This window comes from Kluyvera sp. CHPC 1.251, from assembly GCF_036759945.1.
Taxonomy (GTDB): domain Bacteria; phylum Pseudomonadota; class Gammaproteobacteria; order Enterobacterales; family Enterobacteriaceae; genus Kluyvera; species Kluyvera sichuanensis.
Genome location: NZ_JAPKIC010000009.1, coordinates 116,297 through 143,290, shown reverse-complemented (window position 1 = coordinate 143,290; position 26,994 = coordinate 116,297). Strand labels below are relative to the sequence as shown.

General features: G+C 55.0%; 26 protein-coding genes and 3 tRNA genes. 15 read left to right on the top strand and 14 right to left on the bottom strand.

Features of this window, described 5'->3' with window-relative positions; genetic code table 11:
- The first annotated feature begins 122 nt into the window (after positions 1-122).
- A complete protein-coding gene (locus tag V6940_RS17620; RefSeq protein WP_333496726.1) occupies positions 123-2,255 on the top strand; it encodes a TonB-dependent receptor in 2,133 nt (710 codons plus the stop codon).
- Between the two features lie 11 nt (positions 2,256-2,266).
- Positions 2,267-3,277, top strand: coding sequence for an ABC transporter substrate-binding protein (locus tag V6940_RS17615; RefSeq protein WP_333496725.1), 1,011 nt, complete (start codon positions 2,267-2,269; stop codon positions 3,275-3,277).
- A 129-nt stretch (positions 3,278-3,406) separates the two neighbouring features.
- On the opposite strand, the gene V6940_RS17610 is transcribed toward V6940_RS17615, so the two are convergent.
- The 4 genes from V6940_RS17610 to V6940_RS17595 form a co-directional block, all read right to left on the bottom strand.
- A complete protein-coding gene (locus V6940_RS17610; RefSeq protein ID WP_333496724.1) occupies positions 3,407-4,513 on the bottom strand; it encodes a fimbrial protein in 1,107 nt (368 codons plus the stop codon).
- Between the two features lie 11 nt (positions 4,514-4,524).
- Positions 4,525-7,017: a fimbria/pilus outer membrane usher protein gene (locus V6940_RS17605; protein WP_333496754.1), complete on the bottom strand. Its 2,493-nt coding sequence runs from the start codon at positions 7,015-7,017 to the stop codon at positions 4,525-4,527.
- A gap of 41 nt (positions 7,018-7,058) precedes the next feature.
- Positions 7,059-7,724: a fimbrial biogenesis chaperone gene (locus tag V6940_RS17600; RefSeq protein WP_333496723.1), complete on the bottom strand. Its 666-nt coding sequence runs from the start codon at positions 7,722-7,724 to the stop codon at positions 7,059-7,061.
- Between the two features lie 64 nt (positions 7,725-7,788).
- The gene (locus tag V6940_RS17595; protein ID WP_333496722.1) at positions 7,789-8,361 is read right to left on the bottom strand and encodes a fimbrial protein; all 573 of its coding nucleotides are present in this window, start codon (positions 8,359-8,361) and stop codon (positions 7,789-7,791) included.
- 626 nt (positions 8,362-8,987) lie between these two features.
- Here V6940_RS17595 and V6940_RS17590 point away from each other — a divergent pair.
- From V6940_RS17590 to alaE, 4 genes are all read left to right on the top strand, one after another.
- A complete protein-coding gene (locus tag V6940_RS17590; protein WP_333496721.1) occupies positions 8,988-9,287 on the top strand; it encodes an ArsR/SmtB family transcription factor in 300 nt (99 codons plus the stop codon).
- 12 nt (positions 9,288-9,299) lie between these two features.
- The gene (locus V6940_RS17585; protein WP_333496720.1) at positions 9,300-9,839 is read left to right on the top strand and encodes a rhodanese family protein; all 540 of its coding nucleotides are present in this window, start codon (positions 9,300-9,302) and stop codon (positions 9,837-9,839) included.
- A gap of 27 nt (positions 9,840-9,866) precedes the next feature.
- Positions 9,867-10,046, top strand: a complete 180-nt coding sequence (locus V6940_RS17580) for a hypothetical protein (protein ID WP_333496719.1) — start codon at positions 9,867-9,869, stop codon at positions 10,044-10,046.
- A gap of 465 nt (positions 10,047-10,511) precedes the next feature.
- Positions 10,512-10,961: an L-alanine exporter AlaE gene (gene alaE, locus V6940_RS17575; RefSeq protein ID WP_123652669.1), complete on the top strand. Its 450-nt coding sequence runs from the start codon at positions 10,512-10,514 to the stop codon at positions 10,959-10,961.
- Between the two features lie 43 nt (positions 10,962-11,004).
- Here alaE and V6940_RS17570 read toward each other — a convergent pair whose 3' ends face one another.
- On the bottom strand, positions 11,005-11,349 hold the full coding sequence (locus tag V6940_RS17570) for a DUF2002 family protein (protein ID WP_333496718.1): 345 nt from the start codon (positions 11,347-11,349) through the stop codon (positions 11,005-11,007).
- Between the two features lie 150 nt (positions 11,350-11,499).
- On the opposite strand from V6940_RS17570, the gene V6940_RS17565 reads away from it, so the two are divergent.
- Positions 11,500-11,826, top strand: a complete 327-nt coding sequence (locus V6940_RS17565; protein WP_333496717.1) for a DUF883 family protein — start codon at positions 11,500-11,502, stop codon at positions 11,824-11,826.
- A 68-nt stretch (positions 11,827-11,894) separates the two neighbouring features.
- Here V6940_RS17565 and pdxR read toward each other — a convergent pair whose 3' ends face one another.
- On the bottom strand, positions 11,895-13,244 hold the full coding sequence (gene pdxR, locus V6940_RS17560) for a MocR-like pyridoxine biosynthesis transcription factor PdxR (RefSeq protein WP_333496716.1): 1,350 nt from the start codon (positions 13,242-13,244) through the stop codon (positions 11,895-11,897).
- An 86-nt stretch (positions 13,245-13,330) separates the two neighbouring features.
- Here pdxR and V6940_RS17555 point away from each other — a divergent pair, with 86 nt between their 5' ends.
- From V6940_RS17555 to emrB, 8 genes are all read left to right on the top strand, one after another.
- A complete protein-coding gene (locus V6940_RS17555; protein WP_333496715.1) occupies positions 13,331-13,762 on the top strand; it encodes a carboxymuconolactone decarboxylase family protein in 432 nt (143 codons plus the stop codon).
- 409 nt (positions 13,763-14,171) lie between these two features.
- Complete coding sequence (gene proV, locus V6940_RS17550) at positions 14,172-15,377, top strand: glycine betaine/L-proline ABC transporter ATP-binding protein ProV (RefSeq protein WP_220440948.1); 1,206 nt, start codon at positions 14,172-14,174, stop codon at positions 15,375-15,377.
- On the top strand, positions 15,370-16,431 hold the full coding sequence (proW, locus tag V6940_RS17545; protein ID WP_333496714.1) for a glycine betaine/L-proline ABC transporter permease ProW: 1,062 nt from the start codon (positions 15,370-15,372) through the stop codon (positions 16,429-16,431). The genes proV and proW overlap by 8 nt, the downstream gene beginning before the upstream one ends.
- A gap of 65 nt (positions 16,432-16,496) precedes the next feature.
- A complete protein-coding gene (gene proX / locus V6940_RS17540) occupies positions 16,497-17,492 on the top strand; it encodes a glycine betaine/L-proline ABC transporter substrate-binding protein ProX (protein ID WP_333496713.1) in 996 nt (331 codons plus the stop codon).
- Positions 17,493-17,775: 283 nt separating this feature from the next.
- Positions 17,776-18,957: an MFS transporter gene (locus V6940_RS17535; protein ID WP_333496712.1), complete on the top strand. Its 1,182-nt coding sequence runs from the start codon at positions 17,776-17,778 to the stop codon at positions 18,955-18,957.
- A gap of 135 nt (positions 18,958-19,092) precedes the next feature.
- Complete coding sequence (gene mprA / locus V6940_RS17530; protein WP_185668712.1) at positions 19,093-19,623, top strand: transcriptional repressor MprA; 531 nt, start codon at positions 19,093-19,095, stop codon at positions 19,621-19,623.
- A 114-nt stretch (positions 19,624-19,737) separates the two neighbouring features.
- On the top strand, positions 19,738-20,910 hold the full coding sequence (gene emrA / locus V6940_RS17525; RefSeq protein WP_185668711.1) for a multidrug efflux MFS transporter periplasmic adaptor subunit EmrA: 1,173 nt from the start codon (positions 19,738-19,740) through the stop codon (positions 20,908-20,910).
- A gap of 16 nt (positions 20,911-20,926) precedes the next feature.
- On the top strand, positions 20,927-22,465 hold the full coding sequence (emrB, locus tag V6940_RS17520) for a multidrug efflux MFS transporter permease subunit EmrB (protein WP_333496711.1): 1,539 nt from the start codon (positions 20,927-20,929) through the stop codon (positions 22,463-22,465).
- A 196-nt stretch (positions 22,466-22,661) separates the two neighbouring features.
- Here the strand turns inward: emrB and luxS are convergent, their stop codons facing one another.
- The 8 genes from luxS to V6940_RS17480 form a co-directional block, all read right to left on the bottom strand.
- The gene (gene luxS, locus V6940_RS17515; RefSeq protein ID WP_185668708.1) at positions 22,662-23,177 is read right to left on the bottom strand and encodes an S-ribosylhomocysteine lyase; all 516 of its coding nucleotides are present in this window, start codon (positions 23,175-23,177) and stop codon (positions 22,662-22,664) included.
- 260 nt (positions 23,178-23,437) lie between these two features.
- Positions 23,438-24,982 carry a glutamate--cysteine ligase gene (gene gshA / locus V6940_RS17510; RefSeq protein ID WP_185668707.1) on the bottom strand — a complete coding sequence of 515 codons (1,545 nt, stop codon included), beginning with the start codon at positions 24,980-24,982 and terminating at the stop codon, positions 23,438-23,440.
- Between the two features lie 79 nt (positions 24,983-25,061).
- Positions 25,062-25,490, bottom strand: a complete 429-nt coding sequence (locus V6940_RS17505) for a YqaA family protein (RefSeq protein WP_185668706.1) — start codon at positions 25,488-25,490, stop codon at positions 25,062-25,064.
- Entirely contained in the window at positions 25,487-26,053 is a 567-nt protein-coding gene (yqaB, locus tag V6940_RS17500; RefSeq protein ID WP_333496710.1) for a fructose-1-phosphate/6-phosphogluconate phosphatase, read from the bottom strand. The genes V6940_RS17505 and yqaB overlap by 4 nt, the downstream gene beginning before the upstream one ends.
- Positions 26,054-26,176: 123 nt before the next feature.
- Positions 26,177-26,491, bottom strand: a complete 315-nt coding sequence (locus V6940_RS17495; RefSeq protein ID WP_035897502.1) for a BON domain-containing protein — start codon at positions 26,489-26,491, stop codon at positions 26,177-26,179.
- A gap of 165 nt (positions 26,492-26,656) precedes the next feature.
- Positions 26,657-26,733: transfer RNA gene (locus tag V6940_RS17490), tRNA-Arg, on the bottom strand.
- A 34-nt stretch (positions 26,734-26,767) separates the two neighbouring features.
- Positions 26,768-26,844, bottom strand: a tRNA-Arg gene (locus V6940_RS17485).
- A 62-nt stretch (positions 26,845-26,906) separates the two neighbouring features.
- A tRNA-Arg gene (locus V6940_RS17480) sits at positions 26,907-26,983 on the bottom strand.
- Positions 26,984-26,994 lie beyond the last annotated feature (11 nt).

The window sequence follows — 26,994 nt, the reverse complement described above, 5'->3', positions numbered from 1 at the left end:
ATTGACATATATAGCGACAATCCTCATGATATTCGTCATACAAATAATAATAGCTGTTCCCCTCATGCGTAGATGGTAACCCGGTTACCACCAGTCTTTCCGCTAACACACTGAATCTAAAAATGTTTGATAATAAAACAATACCGCTCGCTTCGGGGCTCCTGGCATTCTCATGCCTGGCGATGTCGCAATCTGGCTATGCGGAGGACACCATGGTGGTCTCTGCCAGCGCCGCCGCTGCCGATAACAGCAGCGCGCAGGAGCCGCCGGCTTCAGAGAAGCAGGCCACTTTAGGCAGTCTGGGAAAACGGACGGTGATGGATGTTCCCTGGTCAGTTCAGACCCTGTCCTCGCCGCTTATCAACGAGCAGCAGCTCAAAAGCGTCAAAGATGTCTATCGTTATATGCCTTCCGTACAGGGTGATGGGGTTCGCCCACAAACCCGCGGCATGCAGGGCAGCGTAGTACAGAACCATATGATTGATGGCCTGAACGCCGTCTCCACCACCGAATATCCGGCTGAGCAATTCCAGAGCGTCGAAGTGCTGAGCGGTCTGGCAGGCTCGCTGTACGGCCCGGCAAACCCGGCGGGGATGTTTAACCTGGTCTCCAAACGCCCGACGGATACCCCGCTGCACCGTGTGACCATCGGCGGCAGCACCGGTAACGGCACGCTGACCTCAATGGACTTTAGCGGGCCGATCGATGACGGCGACCGCGTGAAATACCGCCTCAACCTGCTCAACGATGAAGGCCACGGCTACACCAGCGGCAGCCACAAGCGTCGTCAGTATGCCGGTCTTGGCCTCGACTTCCAGCTCACCGATAAAACGGTACTGGAGAGCAACTTCAGCTACTACCACTACTACGAAAAAGGCATGCCGGGCTCCTTCGCACTGGCAAAAGGGGTGCATTTCCCTTCCCCGCTCGACCCGACCAAAGCGAAATACGGTCAGAGCTATGCCGGTAACGATGATGAAACCAGCACCGCCAGCCTGCACCTCAAGCATGATTTTGACGGCAACTGGCTGCTCGATGTCGGTGTGCTGCGTCAAATCGCCGACCGCGAATCCACCACCGTCACCAACACGCTGACCGATAATCACGGCAGCTACACCACCACTACCTCCGACTCCGCCGCCAGCCGTTTTACCATCAATAGCTATATGGCAAACCTGACCGGCAGCGTTGACACCGGTTGGCTGACCCACGACATCAGCACCGGAGTACGTGGCTTTGTGTGGAAAAACTATAACCCGGTCGACGGCGGCACCTTTACGCTGGGTAAATCCTCACTGGATCAGCACCCGGTCTACCCGCGTCCACCGTATCCGGACTTTAATAAACGCTATCAATCGGCGACCACCACCCAGCATGCTTTCCTGTTGAGCGACACCCTGCACTTCAGCCCGCAGTGGAGCCTGCTGCTTTCCGGCAGCGAAAACCTGTTTACGGTCAGCAACTACAACAAGACCGGCTCGCAGACCAGCGACAAAAAAGATAACGGTGCCAGCGGTTCGGCGAGCCTGATGTACAAACCTATCGATAACATCACGCTCTACACCACCTGGGCTGACAGCATGCAGCAGGGCGACACGGCACCAACCGGCACGAACAACGCCGGGCAGATCCTCGACCCGTACCGCAGCCATCAGGTGGAGGTGGGCGCGAAATATGCCCCAATGCGTGACCTGATGCTCTCCGCCGCGCTGTTCCAGGCGAAACGTCCTTTCGCCTATACCAATGACAACGGTGATTTCGCCCAGGACGGCACGCAGAAAAACCGCGGACTGGAACTGATGGCCGACGGCCACGTCACCCACAACCTACGTCTGTTCGGCGGCGCGACCTGGCTTGACCCGCGTCTGCACGACACCAAAGACACCAGCGCTGACGGCAAACAGGTGGTCGGTGTACCGCGCTTCACTGCCAGCATGCTGGCGGTTTACAGCATTGAGCAGCTACCGGGCGTCGATGTGGATACCAACGTGCGCTACGTTGGCCGCCGCGCGACCGATAACGCCAATGACAGCTGGGTAGGCAGCTACACCACGGTGGATGCCGGAGCGAGCTACGCCACCCGAATGTACAACACCCCCGTCACCTTCCGTCTGGATGTCACCAACCTGACTAACCGCCGCTACTGGACCAACGTGGTTCCGGGCGCATTAACCGGTTATACCGGCGCGGGCAACGCCAGCGCTCAGCTTGGTGCACCGCGTGAAGCTCAACTCTCTATGCAGATTGATTTCTAAGGAGTAGTTCGATGAAACGTCGCCAAGCGTGGTTACTCTGCGCCTGGCTGGCCTTCCCCGCCCTGGCTTCTCGCCAGGTCGTGGATGATGCCGGTCATACCGTTACCGTTCCCGACCAGGTGAACACCATCGCCGACGGCTGGTTTGCGCACCATTCGGTGCTGATGACCCTGGGGGCAGGCAGTAAAATCGTCGCCACCGTCAACCATCCGGAAAGCCAGCCGTGGATGTTCAAAATCGCGCCGACGTTGAATCAGGCTCTGCAGGTGCGCGGCACCGCATTTAATCCCGAAAGCCTATTGGCTAAAAAGGTGGATGTCGTGTTCACCTCGGCGGGCAATGATAAAGCGGAGAGCTACCGCCAGGCAGGGCTGCCTACGCTACAAATGGCCTTCACCGACTATCCGTCGCTGATGAAATCGGTCACCACCACCGCCGAGGTGCTGGGTACCGACGACGCGCGGGCACGGGCAAAGGCCTATAACCAGTATCTGCAAACCACCATTGATACCGTACAAAGCAAAATGCACGGGCTGACCGCCGAACAACGGCCCAGCGTGCTGCATATTCAGTCGCTGAAACCGCTGAAGGTGGACGGCAGCCAGACGCTGATTGATACCTGGATTCACCTCGCCGGTGGGAAAAACGCGGCGGCGGAGATTCAGGGCAATATGAAAGAGGTGTCGCCGGAGCGGGTACTTGCCTGGCAGCCGGACGTGATTATTCTTGGGGCAAACAGTGGGCAGATTGCTGACTCACCGTACGCGGCGCTGTTCTCGGAGCTCAAGGCGGTGAAAAACGGCAAGGTGCTGCAAAACCCGGCCGGGGTATTCCCGTGGGATCGTTACGGCACCGAAAGCGCGCTGCAGATCCAGTGGGCGGCGCTGATGCTGCACCCGAATCGTTTTCCGGGTGTGGATATGGCGAAGGTGACGCAGGATTTCTATCAGCGTTTCTTTGATTACACACTCAGTGACGATGAGACGCAGCGGATTTTGCATGCGCAGAAGCCTGCTCAGTAGTGATGTTTTTCCCCCTCACCCTAACCCTCTCCCCAAAGGGGCGAGGGGACCGTTTGGTGCGGTTTTCTCCCCCTCCCTTTTTATGGGAGAGGGTCGAGGTGAGGGTTCCAGCACCGTCTTTCCCCACCCTCAGTTATAAATAAGCGTAAACGTCGCCATACTGTTCGCCATCCCCGCACTCACCACGCTGCCGGTCTGCACATACTGGGCAGTATAGTTAATGCGCTCGGCGTTGGCGGCCTGGCTTGCCTTCACCGTTCTCAGCAGCGGCAGATTAGCCGCTTCGTTGATACGCACCGCCGTCCCCGCGGCCGGGGCGGGCGCGCCGTTGTTGCCGTAGCTCAGCTTCACGCCGACACCACCAGCCGCTCCGCTCATCTGAGTAATCGCCAGCGTATCCGGGAACGCCGGATCGGCTTCCTGACCAAAGAAGCCAATGCGCACATCGGTAGGTTGGGAACAGTAAACCGGGATCGCAAAGTTTTGCGCGGTGCCGCCGGTGGTATTCACCCCCTTAAACTCCATTTTATTCACCGCGCCCAGCTTCACGTTGATAGTCGGCGTGGTCACCTGACAACTGCCGCTGGCACCGATATCCACGTTCAGCGCCGACAGCCCCAGAAAGGTTGGCAATGTACTGGTCGTGCCGTTAACCGCCGATGATCGCTGCTCCACAAACAGTTTGCCGACCTGCGGCTGGGCATTCACGTTGGTATGGTTGCCACCGGACAGATTCACATCGCCGGTTTTGTAGAAGGTCACGTAGGCTTTAATCACGATCTCTTTTTGCGTCAGCAGCGCCGGCAACTCGTCACTGTCACAAATGGTCGCCGAGTCACTTCCCGCCGGCGAACTGCTGCCGTCAATATAGTGCACCGCACCGCCGTTGCACTGAAAACCCAGTGAATAGCCGAGCCCCGACAGTTGAGTGGAAAAAATATGCACCCCGTTGACGGCTAGCGCCGATCCTGAGGTATCCACCTGCTGATAGACCACCCGCTTCCAGTTCGCGGCGGGCAGCTGGAGATCGCAGGTAAATCGCACCCCGCTGCCGTTGTCGGCCATCGAATGCGACATCTGCGAGTTCACCGGCAGCGTAGGCAGATACTGTATGTTCTGGGTATTAATCGTCATATCGCCAATAGTATTACTGCAGCTTTCCGCCCACACGCGCGGGCAGCCAAAGGCGACAACCAGCAGAATAAACAGGCGGATAACGATATAGCTTCTGCTCATAGGCATACCTTTTATAGACATGGCGCGCTAACCGTTTTTACCAGGTTAGCCTGCATAGTGGTGGGAAGATGGTAATGGGCGCGGCAGGTCTGCGTGACGCGACTGTCCATCCAGCTGACTTCAACGATGCCCTCGTCCGGCATCCCGCTGAGATAGACCTGCCCCTGCTCCGCCACGATGCCGGATGCTGCTTCGTCGTCACCAACCAGACGCGCACTGGCGCCAAACGGCAGCGGCCCCTGCGCGCCGCGCAGCGTGAAGAGTACGCGGCTGCCGATATGGGTGTGGTAGTCGGCTTCAACAATGGCACCGCCGTCGGGGATCACGGTCTGCGCCTGCAGATCCACGTCGGCATCGTCAGGTAGCGATTCGGTATCGAGGCTAATGTCATTTTTTCGATAGGCGGTGAGCGTCGGCACAATGGCGTAGCCGCGCCAGTCTGTGTGCAGATCGGCGCCGTTCTGAATATCGACGTTGCTGGCGCCCGGAGCCCGCACGACAGCAAAGCTATCGCCGGTATACTGACCGAAGGTAACGCCGTGCGGATGCGCCACAATCGACCCTGACGCCCCCCAGGTCACCTGGCTATTCACGTTATCGTGCTGATAACCCAGCTGCGTTTCACCATAGCCGCCGCGATAATCCAGCGACACGCCGCTGTTGCTCCCCTGCCCCTTGTTGCCGTACCCCTGCTGAACGGTGTAGTAGAGATTATTTTTCTCCAGCGCCGAACCGTACAGCGAGGCCTGCTGTGAGGTATAGCCATTATTATCGGAGGTGGTGCTGTAGCTGACGGAGCTGTCCGCCAGCTGGCTGCCCAGCGGGATATTGAGGTTAAAGGAGAACGAACGATCGCTCTTATTATTCTGGGTCGACTGCGTAAAGTAGTAGCCCACACCCCAGGAGATCCCTTTCCAGGCGCTATAAAAGCCGACGTGCACGGTCTCATCCTGTCCTTGTGAATGCCAGTAGGTCTGGGTCCAGGCCGACGCGGACAGGCTGCCCATATCGCCGAGCGACTGCGACAACGACAGTTCCTCGCGGCTGCGCTTGTTATCGGAGACACCGTAGCGTCCCTCCAGCGCATTGGCCTCGCCAAAATCGTAATAGCGGCTGGAGGAGTAGCGATAGCTCGCCAGGCTCAGCATCGTGCCGGTAGAGGCGAAGCTCTTTTGGTACTGCAACCGCGCGGAGTTACCGTGAAAGCGAAGCCCGGAAGGCGTGCGGGTGGCGGCGCTGGTGTAATCGGCCCCCAGCGAACCCAGTTCGCCAAAACCGTGGCCCAGGCCAACCGACCACGCCTGATAGTCATCCGCCAGCAGCGCTCCACCGTAAAAGGTGATATCGGCAGGCAGGCCGTAAAATAGCGTCGACTGCATAAATTGTGGTTGACGGGTCTGCGGTTGGGTTGAGTAATAGCGTCCGATGCTGGCGCTGTACTTTATGCGCCCCTGGCGCAGCATAAATGGCACGGCGGAAAACGGCTGGGTGAAATGGCGTACCGATCCGTCGCTCTCGGTCACCGTCACCTCCAGATCGCCGCTCTGCGCGGTGGGATAGAGGTCATTAATCGCGAACGCGCCGGGGGCCACAAAGGTTTCATAAATGACATAGCCGTGCTGGGAGACGGTCACTTTCGCGTTGCTGTGTGCCATCCCTCGAATCACCGGCGCGAAGCCGCGCTGGCTATCCGGCAGCATCTCCTCCTGCGACATCAGCTGTACGCCGCGAAACTGCACGCTGTCAAAAACATCGCCGCTGGTATAGGTGTCGCCCATCCGCAGCTGGCTTTTCAGCGCTCGAATATCGCGCTGCAGATAAGTGCTTTGCGAGCGCCAGCGGCGGGTTTTGTCGTACTGCATTGCGGCGATATTACGCAGCCGCCAGCTGCCGAGGTTCACGCCGCTGCGCAGGTTCAGGTAGCTGGTACGGCTGTCGCCGCCATCCTGCCGCGCCTGAGCTCCGGTCAGGTTGTAGTCGACAAAGGCTGCCGGAATACCGTCATCCCAGCGCGCCGGATCAACGTAGCCCTGGCTTTGCTGGTTCATCGCCGCCTGCGGAATGCTCAGATTCAGCCGTTGCGCGGTGAAGTCAAACGTGCTGCTGGCGTTGGGAATAAATCGCCCGATGCGGGTCAGCGGTTCGCCGTCGTGCAGCTGATTGAACGTAGCAAAGGCGCTGACGTTGACGCCGTATTCGGCAAGCTGGGCCGTGGTCAGTCGCGGCAGCAGTTGGCCATCATCCTCAACAAACTCAATTGTCTCCTGGCTCACCTGCTGGTTGTTAACCCACACCGACACCGGATAGCGCCCCGGCTGCTGGCCGCCGGATTTAGCGAAATAGTGCAGGTCAGCGCTTTTCTGCCGCGGGTCGCTTAGCTCCACCGCTGCCGGGTCAAAATAGTCATCAGCCCTGGCGGGAGCGTGGTAACACAACAGCAGTAGCGCCGTCGGTACACAGGCCAGCAGGGTGCTAGCAGCAACCGCCGCCTCGTCGGACGGCATATCTGGAGTATATTTTTTCACAAGAGAAGCCGACAAAACGGTTACCGTTGCGCGAAGTCAGTCGCGCCACCAAAGTCGTTGATCGCCCGCCACTTCACCACACCGGTGCGGCTGATGGACCAGGTTCTATCGCCAAACGGCGCAATCATCCCCGGTGATTCCAGATCAACGCCCCCGACAGATAATGAGAAGAAAGAGACAAAGTACGGCGTAGGGTTATGCGCGACCAGGCTGGCACCGCGCGTTTCAAACGTCAGTTGTTGAAACGCGTCGTTGGCCTCACCGGCAAGATTATTCGGGCGATAGAAAATCTTAAACTTCGATTTAATATTGACCTGTAATTTATTCGTGTCGTTCTTATTCGATGGTGCAATACTTTTCACATTCAGCCAGAAAACAGACTCACGGTCGGCAGGTAGTTTCGCACCGGTAAAATTAATACGGAGAACGTTTTTCTGTTCTGGGTCAAGGCGAAACAGCGGCGGCGTAACAATAAACGGCGGTTGGCTTTTATCGCTGGTGGCGTAATTCTCAACCCACGACTGCACTAAATAGGGAACGGTTTCATCGGCGTTAGTTACCGATATAGAAGCTTCACGCTTACCTTCTTCATATATGACTCGAGTGCCGCCCATGACAATACCGGCCTGCGCCGTCGCTGAGACGATAAATAAAGAAAGAGCAACGCTCATAATCAAACGATTCATGGGAGTACCCAACCATCCAGAATGAAAAAAAGAGAGCAGAAGTCACCTTCTGCTCTCGGATTCATTAGTTGTAGATCATATTAAAATCAGCTACGCCATCGGCTGCACCGGTAGTGACGGTTGCGCTGGTGGCCCGGTAGTCTGCATAGAAGGTCAGGTCGGCGGTGCTGGTTGCCCCCTGAGCACCCGCAATAACGGCATGTTTTTTCGTCACGGCGCCAGGAATAATCTGCTGACTCTGATCATCTTCGTACAGTTTGATGCCCACCCCGGTTGCACCGGCAGTCACGGCAAACAGCGAGGTATCAACCTTATCCTTATTGCCATCGAACAGGACAGCCACCTGCTTAACGGAGGTCGGGCAATCTTTGACTTTGATATGGAAAGCCGTTTTGGTGGTTTCGACACCTGTACTGGTGAAATAGGATTTCGCCCATTTACCAAGGTCAACGGTCTGGTTTGCGCTGTTGCTGTCTACATTACAGGAGGCATCAGTAATTTCGCCGGTGAATTTAACCTGGCCGCCCGTTCCCTGAGTCCCGGCAGATGCACCTGGGTTAGTTGAAACAGCAGCCGTAGCCGCGCCGGAAACTAATACAGCAATAGCACAGGCCATGATGCGGAGTTGTGTTTTCATTTTCGATCTCTGGTTAACTTATACTTATGCAGTCGCCCTGCAGGCCAATATGGCCTACCCGGCCTCTGCCGTCATATCCTCCATGTTTATTAAATCTTTATTCCATCAGCAGGGTATTAAATGCGTAACCGTACCGCTCTAATTAATGTATACAATTAAAAGGCGATTTAATATTTACGCCACGCCAATGGCGAGCGGCAATTAATTTATTAGAAATACGATTAAGATCATATTCGCATTAAAAATCGATGCAATAAATTATTTAGTAAAATAGCCGTAAAGACATTTAAGCTGTATAAATAAAAATAGAATATTATCACTTTATGTTATTTTAAGATGAAATTAACACACAATAAATCACCAACAATAATAACTTGCTTTAACATTCCTGGCGCAAAGTTAACGAAATTAACCCGCAGATGCACATTGCGCCCCGTGAGTAATGACTAAAAATGCGGTCGACGCGCCAAACTAAGATGATTCCTACGCGCATTTTTATGCACAAACGTCGACTTTTAAACCACCAGCAGAAGAATCAACATTTTCATTAACATGTTGATCTTTTATCTCGCCAACTTTCACTCTTTAGTTTAGCATTAACTTAATTAAGAAAAGGCTAAATAAATATGAACGATAGTGAACGCCTGCTAGCCCGTGCCGGTGAAGCGGCAACGCTGCTAAAAGCAATGAGTAACCCCAACCGGCTGCTGATCCTCTGCATGCTGTGCGATGCCCCCGGCACCAGCGCCGGTGAACTGGCGAAAGCTAGCGGACTCAGCCCATCAGCCACTTCACAACATCTCGCACGCATGCGGGAAGAGGGGCTGATTGACCGCCAGCGCGATGCGCAGCGGATTCACTATTCCATCCGTAACGAGGCGGTGCAGCAGATTGTCGCCACCTTAAAAACGCTCTACTGTCCCTAAGAGAGAAGCCAAATGACCGTTGAAGAGATCTCCCCACAATCGGCCCTTGCGCTGATTGAGCAAGGTGCAACCCTCGTTGATATCCGCGATACGGACGAATATGCCCGTGAACACATCCCCGCCGCTCGCCTGCTGCCGCTCAGCAGCATAGAACAAGGCGCAACGTTTGCAGCCAGCGCCGATACCGTCGTTATTTTTCACTGCCAGTCCGGCAATCGCACGCGCAACAACCAGAGCCGCTTAATCACCGCCGCGGCACCTGCACAGGTCAAACTCCTGGCAGGCGGCATTGAAGCCTGGCGTCAGGCCGGCCTCACCACGGCGGTGGATAAATCGCAGCCCCTACCCCTAATGCGCCAGGTACAGATTGCCGCCGGCGTGCTAATTTTACTGGGCGTCGTGCTCGGCTATAGTCTCTCCAGCGCGTTCTTCCTGCTCAGCGCCTTTGTAGGTGCAGGTTTAACCTTTGCCGGCGTGACCGGTTTTTGCGGCATGGCGCGACTGCTGGCGGTGATGCCGTGGAATCGGCGCTCATCCACCAACGGCGTATAAGAACTCAATAACAAAGGAGCACCTGAGATGTTTGCACCTGGCGATCTGGTTCAACCAAAAATGGGCGGACCAAAGTTAAAAGTGATTGAAGCACATGAAGACAGCATCGTGGCGGTTCAGGCCAGTGATGAAAACGGCAAGCAGTACACATTAAAGGCGGCGGAGGTTGCGCCGTATAGTGAAGAAGGCGACTTTGGCGTTTGCTGATGTTGCGCTGCGGTGAGCATCGCTCACCGCCTCACTTCTGCGTTTATGAATAGTTACCCACAAATCACGCATATCCTCCAAACACCCGCTACAGAACTAAACGCCAAAACAGTCGCTTATTTACGGATAAAAACGCTGAATGTGACCTTATTCACATAAAAATCAGCATTGCCGTGCTTTTACGCCGACACACACTATCTCCCATCCTTTTTTACGATTTCGAAACAGAGATTAACTAAATGATTTTTATATAAAAAATAGACAACAAAAACAAAAATAGCGCGACGAACATAAAACAACCAAAAACAGAGCATTTTATTGAAAAAAGCGCATTAAATAAAAATATTTCACTAGTTGTTTGTTCCAATCCAGATGGATAATCTATACACGTCAATTAAAGCAACCCAAAACGCCATAAAACAGACCACTTTCTGTATTAACCGTTCATTTTCGAGGAGCATACCGATGTTCTCTGCGCAGTCACGCCTGCGTCATGCGGCAGCAGACACTTTCGCCATGGTTGTCTACTGTTCCGTCGTGAACATGATGATTGAAATATTTCTCTCAGGAATGACCTTTGAGCAGTCACTTTCATCGCGTCTGGTTGCTATCCCGGTCAACATTATTATTGCGTGGCCGTACGGTATTTATCGCGACTTTATTATGCGACAGGCGGCTCGCATTAGCCCGGCGGGTTGGGTAAAACGCGTGGCGGATCCGTTGGCCTATGTCACCTTCCAGTCGCCGGTGTATGTGCTGATTCTGCTGAGCGTGGGTGCCGACTGGCACCAGATCCTGGCGGCGGTAAGTTCTAACGCCGTGGTATCGCTGGTGATGGGAGCCGCATACGGCTACTTCCTTGACTTCTGCCGTCGCCTGTTCCGCGTGGAACAGTACACCCAGGCAAAAGCATAATCATATTGGTATAAGTGACTGGCTAAGCTAGCCAGTCACTGACTTACAACTTCTCGCCAAATAGCCCATCAATAAAGCGCTCTAACGCCATTCGTGAACTAAAGCCGTGCGGGATGCCATAATGCTGCTCAACTTCGCCGCCTAAATAGAGCGGAAACTCTGCGTAGTGATCGCAGGCCTTAATATCAGAAGCCGGTTCGGCAAATTTGTTACTGCGATCTTTAAGCGCCGGATGAATGATCAGCGCCGTGCGCCCCATTCGCGCTTCGCGGTTAACGTACACATAATTCTCACCACGACGGTAGCCGTAAGCTTTCGAGGTTACCGCATCCATGGTAAAGCCCGCTTTTTCAAGAACGCGCGCCACCTCATCAGGTCGTAAATACATATATTATCCTCTTTATCTTTTACTGCATCGCCACCTTACCGTAATCAGTATTCGCCTCGCTTTCAGATAATTCCAGAAACCAGCCAATCTCCGGCAAATTATGTCGGGTGACCTACACTTATTGCTCCAACAAAATTTGTGGAGAACCTCATGTTTAAATCACTTAATCGCCAAGATGCTGATGATGAAGTCCAGGATATTCATAATGACGTCAGCCAATTAGCCGACAGCCTTGAGAGCATCCTGAAGAGCTGGGCCAGTGAAGACAAAGACGAAATTGAGGCCGTCCGCCACAATGCGAAGAAATTGCTGAGCGAAACCCGTGCGCGCATTAATGGTCGTACCCGCATACAGCAAAGCGTATGTGACGTTGCGGGCTGTGCCGATGACTATATTCGCGATAAACCGTGGCAAAGTGTGAGCGCTGCCGCGGCAGTGGGGATTTTTATTGGCGTATTATTAGGCAGTCGTCGATAATATCATCACAACGATGTTGATAATAAAAACGCGTCTCCCCCCGGAGTATCTCTGATGCCCGGGGTTTTTTATTTTATAGCCGCCTTCAGCGCAGCGACCTGAGCATCGGCCATCTGCTGCGATACGATATTGGTAAAGCTCATGATAAGCCCGGCCTGACCCCGCTGGCTGATTCGCCAGTCGTTTACCGCCTGCACTGCCAGCCCCGCTTGTCTGGCCTGCTGCGCCATAAGGTGGTCGTCACCGTCTACCGTCACCACCAGTTGAATACCCCCCAACTGCTCCAGCACCTGAAAGCCGTTGGCCCGTAGCGATGTTTCCAGCCAGCGCCGACGCTCGGCATAGTGAACGCGCATCTTCTTCAGATGTCGCCAGAAGTGCCCTTCGCGCAGAAAATCCGCCAGCGTCTGCTGACAGAGCACCGGCACCGGGCAGGCCAGCCGCTGCGCCTGACGGCGAAATGCCGCCACCAGCGGTATCGGCACCACCAGCCAGGCGGTGCGCAGTGCCGGGAAGAGCGATTTACTGAAAGTACCGGCGTAGATAACCCGCTGCGGCGCATCCAGGCTTTTTAGCGGCGGCAGCGGTTTACCCTGATAGCGGAACTCGCTGTCATAATCATCTTCAATAATCCACGCGTGATGATGCGCAGCCCAATCCAGCAGCTGTCGACGCCGTGGCAGCGACAGCGCCACGCCAGTGGGGCTTTGATGGGCCGGGGTGAGCAGCGCAAAGCGCGCGGTCGTAGGGTGCTGGGTTATCCATTCCACGTCCATGCCGTCCTCATCTACCGCCACCGGATGTAGCGTCACACCCGCCTGTTCAATGATCGGGCGAATCAATGGAAATCCGGGGTCTTCCATCCACATTCCTTCCCCGTGCGCCTCCAGTGCCTGCAGGATAAGCCCCATAGAAGCCGCATAGCCGGAGGTGATAAACACCTGCTCGGCCTCGCATTCAATGCTGCGGGAAAGACGAAGATACTCAACGATGGCCTGACGCAGAGACAGTTCACCGCACACGTCACCCAGCGCAAGGTCGAAGCGCGTTTGGATGCGCAGCCGATGCCCCATCACCCTCGCCCACTGGCCGCGGGGAAAGAGATCCAGCGCGGGAAGGCCAAGCTGGAAAGGGTGTGGCTGGAAGTGCTCTCCGCCAAAGCCGAGAGGCTCGGCAGCAACCGGCTCAAGGGTTAAGTGATCGCTTACAAACGTGCCCGCCTGCCCGCGACGCTCCAGCCAGCCTTGCGCCACCAGCTCGCCGTAGGCGTTTTCCACCGTCACCCTTGAGACGCCAAGCTCCTGCGCATAAACCCGGCTGGAGGGTAAGCGCCTGCCCGCCGTCAGTTCGCCCTGTTCTATCGCCGCTTTCAGTTCTCTGGCAATCTGCTGATAGCGTGGTACGCCGCCCGGTTTCATGGTCTTATTTTTTACTCCAAATATGGCTATCTTTTTAAGACCATTATAGTGCTATTTTTATCCCATCTTGAACGAGGAGTGACAATATGACTGCATTACGCCAACACTATAGTGAACTGAGCCCGAACGTCTATGCCGGGCTGGTTCAGGCCAGCATCGCCCTGGAAAAAAGCTCGCTGGAGCGCCCCCTGCTGGAACTGCTTTACCTGCGCGTGTCGCAGATTAACGGCTGCGCCTTCTGCCTGGAGATGCACAGCAAAGCGCTGCGTAAGTCTGGCGTGGACCAGGTGAAGCTGGATGCGCTGGCGGGATGGCGAGTGAGCAATCACTTCAGCGACGCCGAGCGTGCAGCGCTGGCCTGGGCTGAAGATCTGACCCACATCGCTGAAAACCGCGCGGAAGACAGCGTGTACCAGCCCCTGCTGGTTCATTTCAGCGCCGAGCAGATTAGCGATATGACCTTCGCCATCAGCCTGATGAACGCCTTTAACCGCCTTGCCGTCAGTATGCGTATGTAGTGAAAAAACGCCCGCAAATAATCGCTATTTGCGGGCGTTTATTTTCCTCTATTACTCTCCATTTTGCTGCCAAATATCCCCCTGGTGATTACCCGGATATTTCTTAAAAAATCACCATCATCATACAAATATCGTGCGAAATTCGGTCGTGAATTCCCAGGCAATATTCATGCCTTTTTAAAGATCTCAACCAAATTTCTTATCAAAATTCTTAAAAAAATCAATCAGCGTCAATTTGCCCTCAGCCCTTATATCATGGGAAATGGCGGCGATATCACCCTATTGGTTATTTCATTTGAAAACGGATAGAGGGTTGTCACATCGTCTCAGTATGCTAGGGTATAAACAGGTCATTATTTTCATCAGGTAGCATATCGACATAAACTAAAAACAGGAAATCGCATATTGCATGGCAGTTAAATTAGAAGTTAAGAATCTTTATAAAATATTCGGCGAGCACCCACAGCGAGCATTTAAATATATCGAGAAAGGTTTTACCAAAGAGCAAATTCTCGATAAAACTGGATTATCACTTGGCGTTAAAGACGCCAGTCTGGCCATTGAAGAAGGCGAGATATTTGTCATCATGGGGTTATCTGGCTCTGGCAAATCCACCATGGTACGCCTTCTCAATCGTCTGATAGAACCGACTCGCGGTCAGGTGCTGATAGACGGTATGGATATTGCCAAAATATCCGATGCCGAGCTGCGGGAAGTTCGCCGTAAAAAAATCGCGATGGTATTCCAGTCATTTGCGCTAATGCCGCATATGAGCGTACTGGAAAATACCGCCTTCGGCATGGATCTCGCCGGCGTTCCCGCCCAGGAACGTCAGGAGAAAGCGCTGGATGCGCTGCGTCAGGTTGGCCTTGAGAACTACGCTCATGGTTACCCGGACGAACTCTCCGGCGGCATGCGTCAGCGCGTCGGTTTAGCCCGCGCGCTCGCCATCAACCCCGACATTCTATTAATGGATGAAGCCTTCTCAGCGCTCGACCCATTAATCCGCACCGAGATGCAGGATGAGTTGGTAAAATTACAGGCGAAGCATCAGCGCACCGTGGTCTTTATTTCCCATGACCTCGATGAAGCGATGCGAATTGGTGACCGTATTGCCATTATGCAAAATGGCGAAGTGGTACAGGTTGGCACGCCTGATGAAATTCTGAATAATCCGGCCAATGATTATGTCCGCACCTTCTTCCGTGGCGTGGATATTAGCCAGGTCTTTAGCGCTAAAGATATTGCCCGTCGTAATCCGGATGGCCTTATCCGTAAAACGCCAGGTTTCGGCCCTCGTTCAGCATTGAAATTATTACAGGATGATGACCGTGAATATGGTTACGTCATCGAACGCGGTAATAAGTTTGTTGGCATTGTCTCCATCGACTCATTGAAGGAAGCCTTAAAGGCGAATCAGGGAATCGAGGCGGCATTAATTGACGAGCCGCTGGCCGTCGATGCCCAGACGCCGCTCAGCGAATTACTCTCTCACGTGGGTCATGCACCCTGCGCCGTACCGGTTGTTGGAGAAGAACAGCAGTACGTCGGCGTTATTTCAAAAAGAATGCTGCTACAGGCATTAGATCGCGAGGGGGCAACAAACAATGGCTGATCAATCAAATCCGTGGGATACCACACCGGCTGCCGATAGCGCAGCTAACTCCGCCGATGCCTGGGGTTCACCAGCATCAGCACCGTCCGGCGGCGGCGCCGACTGGCTGCATAACGCGCCAGCACCGCAACCGGAGCACTTCAATATTATGGACCCGTTCCATAAGACGCTGATCCCGCTTGATAGCTGGGTGACGCAGGGGATCGACTGGGTAGTCACGCACTTCCGCCCGGTGTTCCAGGGCATTCGTGTGCCCGTCGATTATATCCTGAGTGCCTTCCAGCAACTGCTGTTGGGGATGCCTGCGCCGGTGGCGATTATTATTTTCGCTCTGATCGCCTGGCAGATTTCCAGCTTCGGTATGGGCATTGCGACGCTGATTTCGCTGATTGCTATCGGCGCTATCGGCGCGTGGTCGCAGGCGATGATTACGCTGGCCCTGGTGCTGACCGCGCTGCTGTTCTGCGTGGTGATAGGCCTGCCGCTCGGCATATGGCTGGCGCGCAGTCCGCGGGCATCGAAGATTATCCGGCCGCTGCTCGATGCGATGCAGACCACGCCTGCATTCGTCTATCTGGTGCCGATCGTCATGCTGTTCGGTATCGGTAACGTGCCGGGCGTGGTGGTGACCATTATCTTTGCCCTGCCGCCGATTGTGCGTCTGACCATTCTCGGGATTAACCAGGTACCGGCCGACCTTATCGAAGCGTCGCGCTCCTTCGGTGCCAGCCCGCGCCAGATGCTGTTCAAAGTGCAGTTGCCGCTGGCGATGCCGACCATTATGGCCGGTGTGAACCAGACGCTGATGCTGGCGCTGTCGATGGTGGTTATCGCCTCGATGATCGCCGTTGGCGGCCTGGGCCAGATGGTACTGCGCGGTATCGGCCGTCTGGATATGGGCCTTGCCACCGTGGGCGGCGTCGGGATCGTTATCCTCGCGATTATTCTCGACCGCCTGACCCAGGCCGTAGGCCGCGATTCTCGCAGCAAAGGCAACCGTCGCTGGTTCAATACCGGCCCGGTTGGCCTCCTGATGCGCCCCTTCTCTAAGTAACCATCGTATTGGCCCGACAGCCGTCGGGCCAATGCTCCGCAACAATCACTATTAAAGGAACAACGATGCGACACTCATTCGTCTTAGCTACCGCTTTCACTACGCTGGTTTCAGCCAGCACCTTCGCCGCCGACCTCCCAGGGAAAGGCATCACCGTTCAGCCGGTGCAGAGCACCCTCTCCGAAGAGACCTTCCAGACGCTGCTGGTGAGCCGCGCGCTGGAAAAACTGGGCTACACCGTCGATAAGCCGAACGAAGTCGACTACAACGTGGCTTACACCTCACTGGCCGCGGGTGATGCCACCTTCACCGCCGTCAACTGGATCCCGCTGCATGATGATATGTACGCTGCCGCCGGTGGCGACAAGAAATTCTATCGTGAAGGCACACTGGTTAACGGCGCGGCGCAGGGTTATTTGATTGATAAAAAAACCGCCGACCAATACCACATCACCAATATTGAACAGCTGAAAGATCCTAAGATTGCCAGGCTGTTTGACACCAACGGTAACGGCAAAGCCGATCTGACCGGTTGTAACCCTGGCTGGGGCTGTGAAGCGGTGATTAACCACCAGTTGGAGGCCTATGATCTGACCAAATCGGTCGAGCATAACCAGGGTAACTATGCGGCAATGATGGCCGATACCATCACCCGCTTTAAAGAAGGTAAGCCAATTCTGTACTACACCTGGACGCCTTACTGGGTAAGCGATGTGCTGAAGCCGGGTAAAGATGTTGTCTGGCTGCAGGTGCCGTTCTCCTCCCTGCCGGGCGTACAGAAAAACATCGATACCAAGCTGTCTAACGGCGCAAACTACGGTTTCCCAGTCAGCACCATGCACATTGTGGCCAACAAAGCCTGGGCCGAGAAAAACCCGGCGGCGGCGAAGCTGTTTGCCATCATGAAGCTGCCGCTGTCCGACATCAACGCACAGAACGCCATGATGCATGACGGTAAAGCGTCAGAAGCCGACGTGCAGGGTCAGGTCGACGGTTGGATCAAAGCCCACCAGCAGGTATTTGATGGTTGGGTGAAAGAAGCGCTGGCCGCGCAGAAATAAAATGTGATGCCTCCGGTTGACACCGGGAAGGCACCAGAGCCGCCACCGATTGCCGGATGGCGGCTTTGCCTTATCTGGCCTACAGGAACAGCAGCACGACAGTAGGCCGGATAAGCGCAGCGCCATCCGGCATGACCGCAGCACTGAATGGTAGCCCGGCCGAGCAACGCGGCGCCGGGAAAACACCGCTCCGCCAAAAAGCACAATCCGCTACGCATCATTTCCCCCCTCCCCCGCGCCTTTCGTTATTATCGACCGCATCTTTCCTTACTTTCTCAATACCATGACTAAACCTGCTCACGGGCTTAGCCCGGCTTTGATCGTTTTAATGTCCGTCGCTACCGGCCTTGCCGTTGCCAGTAACTACTACGCGCAGCCGCTGCTGGAGACCATCGCCCGCCACTTCTCGCTTAGCGCAGGACAGGCCGGTTTTATCGTCACCGCCGCTCAGCTAGGCTACGCCGCCGGGCTGCTGTTTCTGGTGCCGCTCGGGGATATGTTCGAGCGTCGTTCGCTTATCGTTTTCATGACCCTGCTGGCCGCAGGCGGCATGCTGATCACCGCCAGCAGCAGCTCGCTCGGTATGATGATCCTCGGTACCGCACTGACCGGGCTGTTCTCCGTTGTCGCCCAGTTACTGGTGCCGATGGCCGCCACCCTCGCCGCACCGGAAAAACGCGGCAAAGTTGTCGGTACGGTGATGAGCGGACTGCTGCTGGGGATACTGCTGGCGCGCACCGTTGCCGGGCTGCTGGCAAGCCTCGGCGGCTGGCGCACCGTTTACTGGGTCGCCTCCGCGCTGATGGTGCTGCTGGCCTTCGCGCTGTGGCGCGGGCTACCGAAGCTCAAGCAGGAGACGCATCTTAACTATCCGCAGCTGCTAGGCTCCATCTTTAGCCTCTTCGCCAGCGACAAGCTGCTGCGCACCCGCGCGCTGCTCGGCTGCCTGACCTTCGCCAACTTCAGCATTCTGTGGACGTCGATGGCATTTCTGCTTTCCGGCACACCGTTTAACTATTCTGAAGGCACTATCGGCCTGTTTGGCCTGGCGGGCGCAGCCGGTGCGTTGGGTGCGCGTCCGGTCGGCGGGCTGGCGGATAAAGGCAAAGCGCATCTGACCACCACCTGGGGTCTGGTGTTGCTGCTGCTATCCTGGGTCGCTATCTGGTACGGGCATACGTCCGCTATCGCGCTGATCATCGGGATTCTGGTGCTCGACCTGATGGTGCAAGGCGTGCATATCACCAACCAGACGGTGATATACCGCGTACAGCCGGCTGCCCGTAACCGCCTTACCGCAGGCTATATGACCAGCTACTTTATCGGCGGCGCGGCGGGCTCGCTGCTTTCGGCCTCTGCCTGGCAGCACGCCGGCTGGCTGGGCGTATGCCTGGCAGGCAGCCTGATGGCCGTCGCTAACCTGCTAGTCTGGTGGTGGGGTTATCATCGCCAGGAAGCGGAATAACGGCACTGCTGCCGGGTCTACGTATCCGGCAGCGTTATGTCATAGACTAACCACATAAATTACGGACAATAATTCATTTACTTTATTTGTCACTGTCGTTACTATATCGACTGTAACTAATGAGGTAATGCCCAGATGGATAGTTCGTTTACGCCCATTGAACAAATGCTGAAATTCCGCGCCAGCCGCAGCGAAGAGTTCCCTTTCCAGGAGATCCTTCTCACCCGCCTTTGCATGCACATGCAGGGCAAGCTGCTGGACAATCGTAATAAAATGCTGAAGGCTCAGGGGATTAACGAGACGTTGTTTATGGCGCTAATCACGCTGGAGTCTCAAGAAAATCACAGTATTCAGCCTTCCGAGCTCAGCTGCGCGCTGGGTTCATCGCGCACCAACGCCACGCGTATCGCCGATGAACTGGAAAAACGCGGCTGGATTGAACGTCGTGAAAGCGACAATGACCGCCGTTGTCTGCACCTGCAGTTGACCGAAAAGGGTCATGAGTTCCTGCGCGAGGTGCTGCCTCCTCAGCATCACTGTCTGCATCAGCTTTGGTCTTCATTGAGCCTGGCTGAAAAAGACCAGCTCGAACATATCACCCGCAAGCTCCTCACCCGTCTGGATCAGATGGAAGAAGATGGTTCCGTACTGGATGCCCTGCGCTGATATCACCGCGTTAAAAAAGCAGATGAAAGGCCAGCAGATAACTTCTGCTGGCCTTTCTGGTAGGAAAAACAGGTCGGCTAAGCCGAAACAAATAATAAGAATGTGGAGAATCACATGAGCGCAAATGCGGAGACTCAAGCCCCGCAGCAAACCGCCAACAAGAAAGGCAAACGTAAAAGCGCCCTCATCTTGTTGACCTTGCTCTTTGTTATTATTGCCGTAGCCTATGGGAGCTACTGGTTTTTGGTGTTGCGTCATTATGAAGAAACCGATGACGCTTACGTGGCAGGTAACCAGGTTCAAATCATGGCGCAGGTATCTGGCAGCGTGACCAAAGTCTGGGCTGATAACACCGACTATATTAAGCAGGGCGACGTACTGGTCACCCTCGATCAGACCGATGCTCAGCAGGCCTTTGAGAAAGCGCAGACTCAGCTTGCCTCAAGCGTCCGTCAGATGCGTCAGCTGATGATCAACAACAAGCAGCTGCAGGCGAATATCGATATTCGCAAAACCACGCTGGCTCAGGCGCAAACCGACCTTAACCGTCGTATTCCGCTGGGCAACGCCAACCTGATTGGCCGCGAAGAGCTGCAACACGCCAAAGACGCCGTCACCAGCGCGCAGGCTGCTCTGGACGTGGCAATTCAACAGTACAACGCTAACCAGGCGATGATCCTCGGCACTAAGCTTGAAGATCAGCCTACGGTTCGTCAGGCGGCGACCGAAGTACGTAACGCATGGCTTGCCCTGCAGCGTACCAAAATCGTCAGCCCGATGAGCGGTTACGTTTCCCGTCGTTCCGTACAGCCGGGTGCGCAGATTAGCCCAACCACACCGCTGATGGCCGTTGTGCCTGCCAGCAACCTGTGGGTAGACGCGAACTTCAAAGAGACGCAGCTTGCGCATATGCGTATTGGCCAGCCGGTCACCGTCGTCAGCGATATCTACGGCGATGATGTGAAATACACCGGTAAAGTGGTCGGTCTGGATATGGGTACCGGTAGCGCCTTCTCCCTGCTGCCAGCGCAGAACGCCACCGGTAACTGGATCAAAGTGGTACAACGTCTGCCGGTCCGTATCGAGCTGGACGAGAAACAGCTGGAACAACATCCGCTGCGTATTGGTCTGTCTACGCTGGTGAAAGTGGACACCTCCAACCGTGACGGTCAGATGCTGGCTAACCAGATCCGCACCAGCCCGGTTTACGAGAGTAACGCGCGTGAAATCAGCCTCGACCCGGTTAACAAGCTGATCAACGACATCGTCCAGGCCAACGCCAACTAATGCTGGGGTGCGCGTAATGCAACAGCAAAAACCGCTGGAAGGCGCGCAGCTGGTCATTATGACCATTGCGCTGTCGCTAGCCACCTTCATGCAGGTGCTGGACTCCACCATCGCCAACGTGGCTATTCCGACCATCGCCGGTAACCTTGGCTCATCGCTGAGCCAGGGGACATGGGTCATCACCTCGTTTGGGGTGGCGAACGCCATCTCCATTCCGATTACCGGCTGGCTGGCAAAACGCGTCGGCGAGGTGAAGCTGTTCCTGTGGTCAACCGTCGCCTTCGTCATTGCGTCATGGGCGTGCGGGGTATCTAACAGCCTGGGCATGCTGATCTTCTTCCGCGTGATTCAGGGGGTAGTTGCCGGGCCGCTGATCCCACTGTCGCAAAGTCTGTTGCTCAACAACTACCCGCCGGCCAAGCGCGCCGTCGCGCTGGCGCTGTGGTCGATGACGGTGATTGTGGCACCTATTTGCGGGCCAATTCTTGGCGGCTATATCAGCGATAACTATCACTGGGGCTGGATCTTCTTCATCAACGTGCCAATCGGTGCCCTGGTCGTGCTGTTAAGCCTCCAGAGCCTGCGTGGCCGTGAAACGAAGACCGAGCAGCGGCGTATTGATGGTATTGGCCTGGCGCTGCTGGTGCTGGGTATTGGTAGCCTTCAGGTCATGCTCGACCAGGGTAAAGAGCTCGACTGGTTTAACTCAACCGAGATAGTCGTACTGACGGTGGTGGCAGTGGTATCGCTGAGTTTCCTGATTGTCTGGGAGCTAACCGACGATAACCCGATAGTCGATCTGTCGTTGTTTAAGTCGCGAAACTTTACCATCGGCTGTCTGTGTATCAGCCTTGCCTATATGCTCTACTTCGGCGCCATTGTTCTGTTGCCGCAGCTATTGCAGGAGGTCTACGGGTACACCGCAACCTGGGCAGGTCTGGCGTCCGCGCCGGTCGGGGTTATCCCGGTACTGCTGTCACCGATCATCGGTCGATTTGCCCACAAGCTGGATATGCGCCGTCTGGTCACCTTCAGCTTTATTATGTACGCCGTCTGTTTCTACTGGCGCGCTTATACCTTCGAACCGGGGATGGACTTCGGCGCATCGGCATGGCCGCAGTTTATTCAGGGCTTCGCCGTGGCGTGCTTCTTCATGCCGTTGACCACCATCACGCTCTCCGGGCTACCGCCTGAGCGTCTGGCGGCTGCCTCGAGCTTGTCGAACTTTACCCGTACGCTAGCAGGTTCTATCGGCACCTCGATAACCACCACGCTGTGGACCAACCGCGAGGCGTTGCACCATGCGCAGCTGACGGAATCCGTGACGCCGTTCAACCCGAACGCCCAGCAGATGTACGATCAGCTACAGGGTATGGGCATGACGCAGCAACAGGCTTCCGGCTGGATAGCCCAGCAGATCACCAACCAGGGGCTGATTGTCTCCGCCAACGAAATCTTCTGGGTTTCGGCCGGGATATTCCTCATCCTGTTGGGCCTGGTATGGTTCGCCAGACCGCCGTTTGGTGCGGGTGGTGGAGGCGGAGGCGCCCACTGATGAAAAAAGCCAGCTCGGTTGAGCTGGCTTTTTTTTGACCTGAATTCCCGCATGCTCGGTAGGCCTGATAAGCGTGGCGCCATCAGGCAGCCCGGCGCAGATTGCCGGGTGTCGGCGTTGCCTTATCCGGCCTGAACGACGGGCAATAAAAAAACCCGGAGCGTTCCGGGTTTTATCAGCCTGCTGAACGCACAAACTAGATATGCAGTTCTTTCAGCGTCTCTTTTGGCAGCGCCAGCTCATCATTGCTGTTAATGCGCACGCCACGATCGATAATGTGACGTGCAATCTCCTGCGCTTCGCTGAGGGAGTGCATCTCATAAGTCCCGCACTGGTATACGTTCAGCTCAGGGATCTGATTTTGATCCTGCACTTTCAGTACGTCTGCCATTGCCGCTTTCCAGGCATCGGCTACGCGCTGCTCGTCCGGCGTACCAATCAGGCTCATGTAGAAACCGGTACGGCAACCCATTGGTGAGATATCGATAATCTCAACGCCGTTACCGTTCAGATGGTCACGCATAAAGCCAGCAAACAGGTGCTCCAGAGTGTGGATCCCTCTTTCTGGCATCACTTCCTTGTTCGGAATGCAAAAACGCAGGTCAAAAACCGTGATCGCGTCGCCGTGCGGGGTGTTCATTTTCTTCGCCACGCGAACGGCTGGGGCTTCCATACGGGTATGATCGACTGTGAAGCTATCTAACAACGGCATTTCGTAACCTCCGATATCACCTTCATGCTCACGCGTGCTGCACTTTTTTTCTATCCACCAAATCACCTAACAACATGAATAGATTCAACTTTATGCAATTCACCGCGCTCCGCTTCAGGATAATGTGATTTTTTTAAAAATAAACTGAACTCTTTGTTCCCATGCCAGTCTTAGTATATGAAAGACGCGCATTTGTTATCATCATCCCTGATTCAGAGATGTATATTTTGGCCACAGTGATGTGGCCTTTTTCTTTTGTATCAGGCGTGTCTCGCCAGCAGTGCTTCAAACGGTTCGTTATCCGCCTCTTCAATCTGCTGCTGACGTGCGCGGGAAGCATCACGCTCCTTCGCAAAATCCTCTTCGCTCAGAATCTCCAGCGGCTCCTCACGCAGCATCGTACGATACTGTTCGGCCAGCGCCTTGCCGGTACCGCCAATGCCTTCATCAAGCATAGAACGCAGAATACGTGCAGAGAAAGTTAAATCTGGATTATCAAAGCAGGCAACCAGCTCATCACATACCTTCTGGTATGCCGTTCCGCCGTTGATGCCGTCCAGCGTCTGCGCCACGCGCTTAAGATCGTGGAACAGATCTTTACCCACTTTGGTCAGCGGGAATTGCGCCGTTTCGCAGCCAATGCCCAGCGTCAGGCCAGGCTTACGCCCTTCCAGAATCACGCGGTTCCAGTTCGTGCGCGTACACAGCAGTTCGTCGCTGCTCATCTCTGGCGCATCCGCCAGCACGCACCAGACCATAAACAGGTCAAGGAAGCGAATCTGCTGCTCGTCGACGCCAATTGGCGAGAACGGGTTGATATCGAGTGAACGCACTTCAATGTATTCGATACCGCCGCGCAGCAGCGCATCGGAAGGCGTCTCGCCGTCGCGCGTGACGCGCTTAGGGCGAATAGGCGCGTACAGCTCGTTTTCAATCTGCAGAATGTTGCTGTTGATCTGCAGGTGCTTACCGTCCTTCTCAAGGCCGATACGGGCATACTCTTCCGACGGGGTTTTAATCGCACGCTTTAATCCTGCCACATACTCGTGCAGTTCGTTAAACGTAATTCCGAGATTGCTTTGCGATTTATTGGTATAGCCAAGGTCGCTAAGGCGCAAAGAGGTGGCGTACGGCAGGTAGTACATGCCGCATTCCGTTTTCTCAAACGGCAGCGTGGTCGGTTTGCCCTGCAGGAACGAAGAGCAGATTGCCGGTGACGCCCCGAACAGATACGGGATCACCCAGCCAAAGCGGTAGTAGTTGCGAATCAGACGGAAATAACCGGCTGAAATTGCCTCTTTATCGTCGGTGCCACACTTCGCCTGCCAGAAGGCCATTGGCAGCGAGAAGTTGTAGTGTACGCCAGAGATGGTCTGCATCAACGCGCCGTAGCGGTTCTTCAGACCTTCACGATACAGCGTTTTCAGGCGGCCGATATTCGACGTGCCGTACTGCGCCAGCTCAATCTCCTGACCCGGTGCAATGTAGCAAGGCATGCTCAGCGGCCACATGCGTTCGTCGCCCAGCTGACGTGCGGTGTAGCGATGCACGTCACGCAGAAGCGTCAGCATATGGTCGATGTCGCCGTCGACTGGAGTAATAAACTCCAGCAGGGCTTCTGCAAAGTCCGTGGTGATCCATTTGTGGGTCAGGGTTGCGCCAAGCGCTTCCGGGTGACCGGTTGTTGCCAGAGAACCATCTGCATTAACACGCAGCGTTTCGCGCTCAAGTCCGCGGTGGATCCCCTGAAGAGCCTGAGGATGTTTTTCCAGCCAGGACAGCGCCTGTGATACGTCCGGGATCAAATTGACCTCCCGCCTGTCGAATTCATTTTATTAAGCATAATTGTCATCGTGGAGATGCGATATTCCACCTGCCATCCAATTAGTGCCACCACGTCATGCCCTGAAGCGTCAGCGCCGCGACTGCGACGTAACGTAACGCTTTCCCCAGGCATAAAAAAAAGAGTACTGGTCCCCAGGAAATACGCATCCACCCTGCCAACAGGCACAGCAAATCGCCGATAACCGGCATCCAGCTCAGCAGTAGCGTCGCCGCGCCGTAGCGTCGGAGCCAGCCCACTGCCTTTTCCTGCCATCGCGATGTTTTGCGTAATGGAAAAAAACGACCAAGAATAACGTTAGTAGCCCCGCCAAGGCTATTACCCATTGTTGCTATTACTACCAGAAGCCAGGGCTTACTCGCGCCCGAAAGCAGCAGCGCAACCAGCACGGCTTCGGAGTTACCCGGCAGCAGCGTTGCACTGAGGAAGCTGCTTGCAAACAGCGACCCCAGCGCCAGAAATTCACTCACAACAGACGTACGTCAACGGCATCCATTCCCGCCGCCGCAGCGGCCTGAAGCCCAAAATCGGCATCTTCAAACACCACGCAGCGCTCAGGCGGCACGCCGATCAATTCGGCGCACAGTAAGAACGTATCCGGCGCAGGCTTATGCTGTTTAACATGATCGGCGGCGACAACGGCCGCAAAATAGTGACGCAGTCCCAGATGCGCAAGCAGCGCTTCAGCCACGGCGCTTTCGCTACCGGTGCCGACCGCCATAGGGCGACGACCGTGCCACGCCTTCACCACCTCAATAAGCGGCAGTGGCGTGACCGAGTCCAGCAGCATTGATTTTACCGCGGCGGTTTTTTCACGTGCGAGAAGATGGGGATCTAAATCGGCCTGGTGGCTTTCAATAATCGCCTGAGCAATACGCCAGGTCGGAGAGCCATTCAGGGCAACCATCGCCTGTTCGTCGAACTGCATTCCATATCGTCCCAGCACGTCACGCCACGCTTTACGATGCGTAGGTTCCGTATCAAGAATGGTGCCATCCATATCAAAAATCAATCCAGCATAGCGTTCGTACATTGTCTTTTCACCCTTCGCCAACGTGACGTTACTTTATCGTAAAAGGGGCAGATTGTCGCTGCCCGCCGCAGAGACGACAAAGGCACCGAAAGGGTGCCTTTTTGAATATTGCTGGCTGCGGGGTTATTTAATCTGCATGTCGTTTTCAACAACCCGCACGCCCTGTACCTGGCGCGTTACTTCTACCGCACGTTTTGCATCAGCCGCCGACGACACAAAGCCGCTCAGCTGCACGCGACCTTTAAAGGTCTGTACGTTAATTTCGCTGGATTTAATCTGTTTGTCGCTAAACAGCGCGGTTTTCACCTTAGTGGTTACGACCGTATCATCGATATAGCCGCCGGTACTTTCCTTGGTTGAAGAACCCGCACAGCCAGACAGCGAGATAGCTACCAGAAGCGCTGCACAAGACGCAGCCATTGCTTTGAACCATTTCATGGATTTCTCTCCTTGCACTCAGATCACCAGAATAAGGGTGTCACAGAGATAAATTATAGTGGAAAGAATGGGTTGCCAATCAGAAAAGTGTGAAGAAGATTTTATTGAGTAAAAGAGAAAGATTAACTGGGGGAGAAATTTGAGAGAATGGATATTTCGAGATAATGGTGCATCCGGGAGGATTCGAACCTCCGACCGCTCGGTTCGTAGCCGAGTACTCTATCCAGCTGAGCTACGGATGCATCGGAAAAGCTAATTATCGTGCAAAACAAAGAATGGTGCATCCGGGAGGATTCGAACCTCCGACCGCTCGGTTCGTAGCCGAGTACTCTATCCAGCTGAGCTACGGATGCATCGGGAAATTTGCTTTACTGCCGATATTGATACCGCTATAAAAACGATATCAAGTAAGAGATGGTGCATCCGGGAGGATTCGAACCTCCGACCGCTCGGTTCGTAGCCGAGTACTCTATCCAGCTGAGCTACGGATGCATCGGGAAACT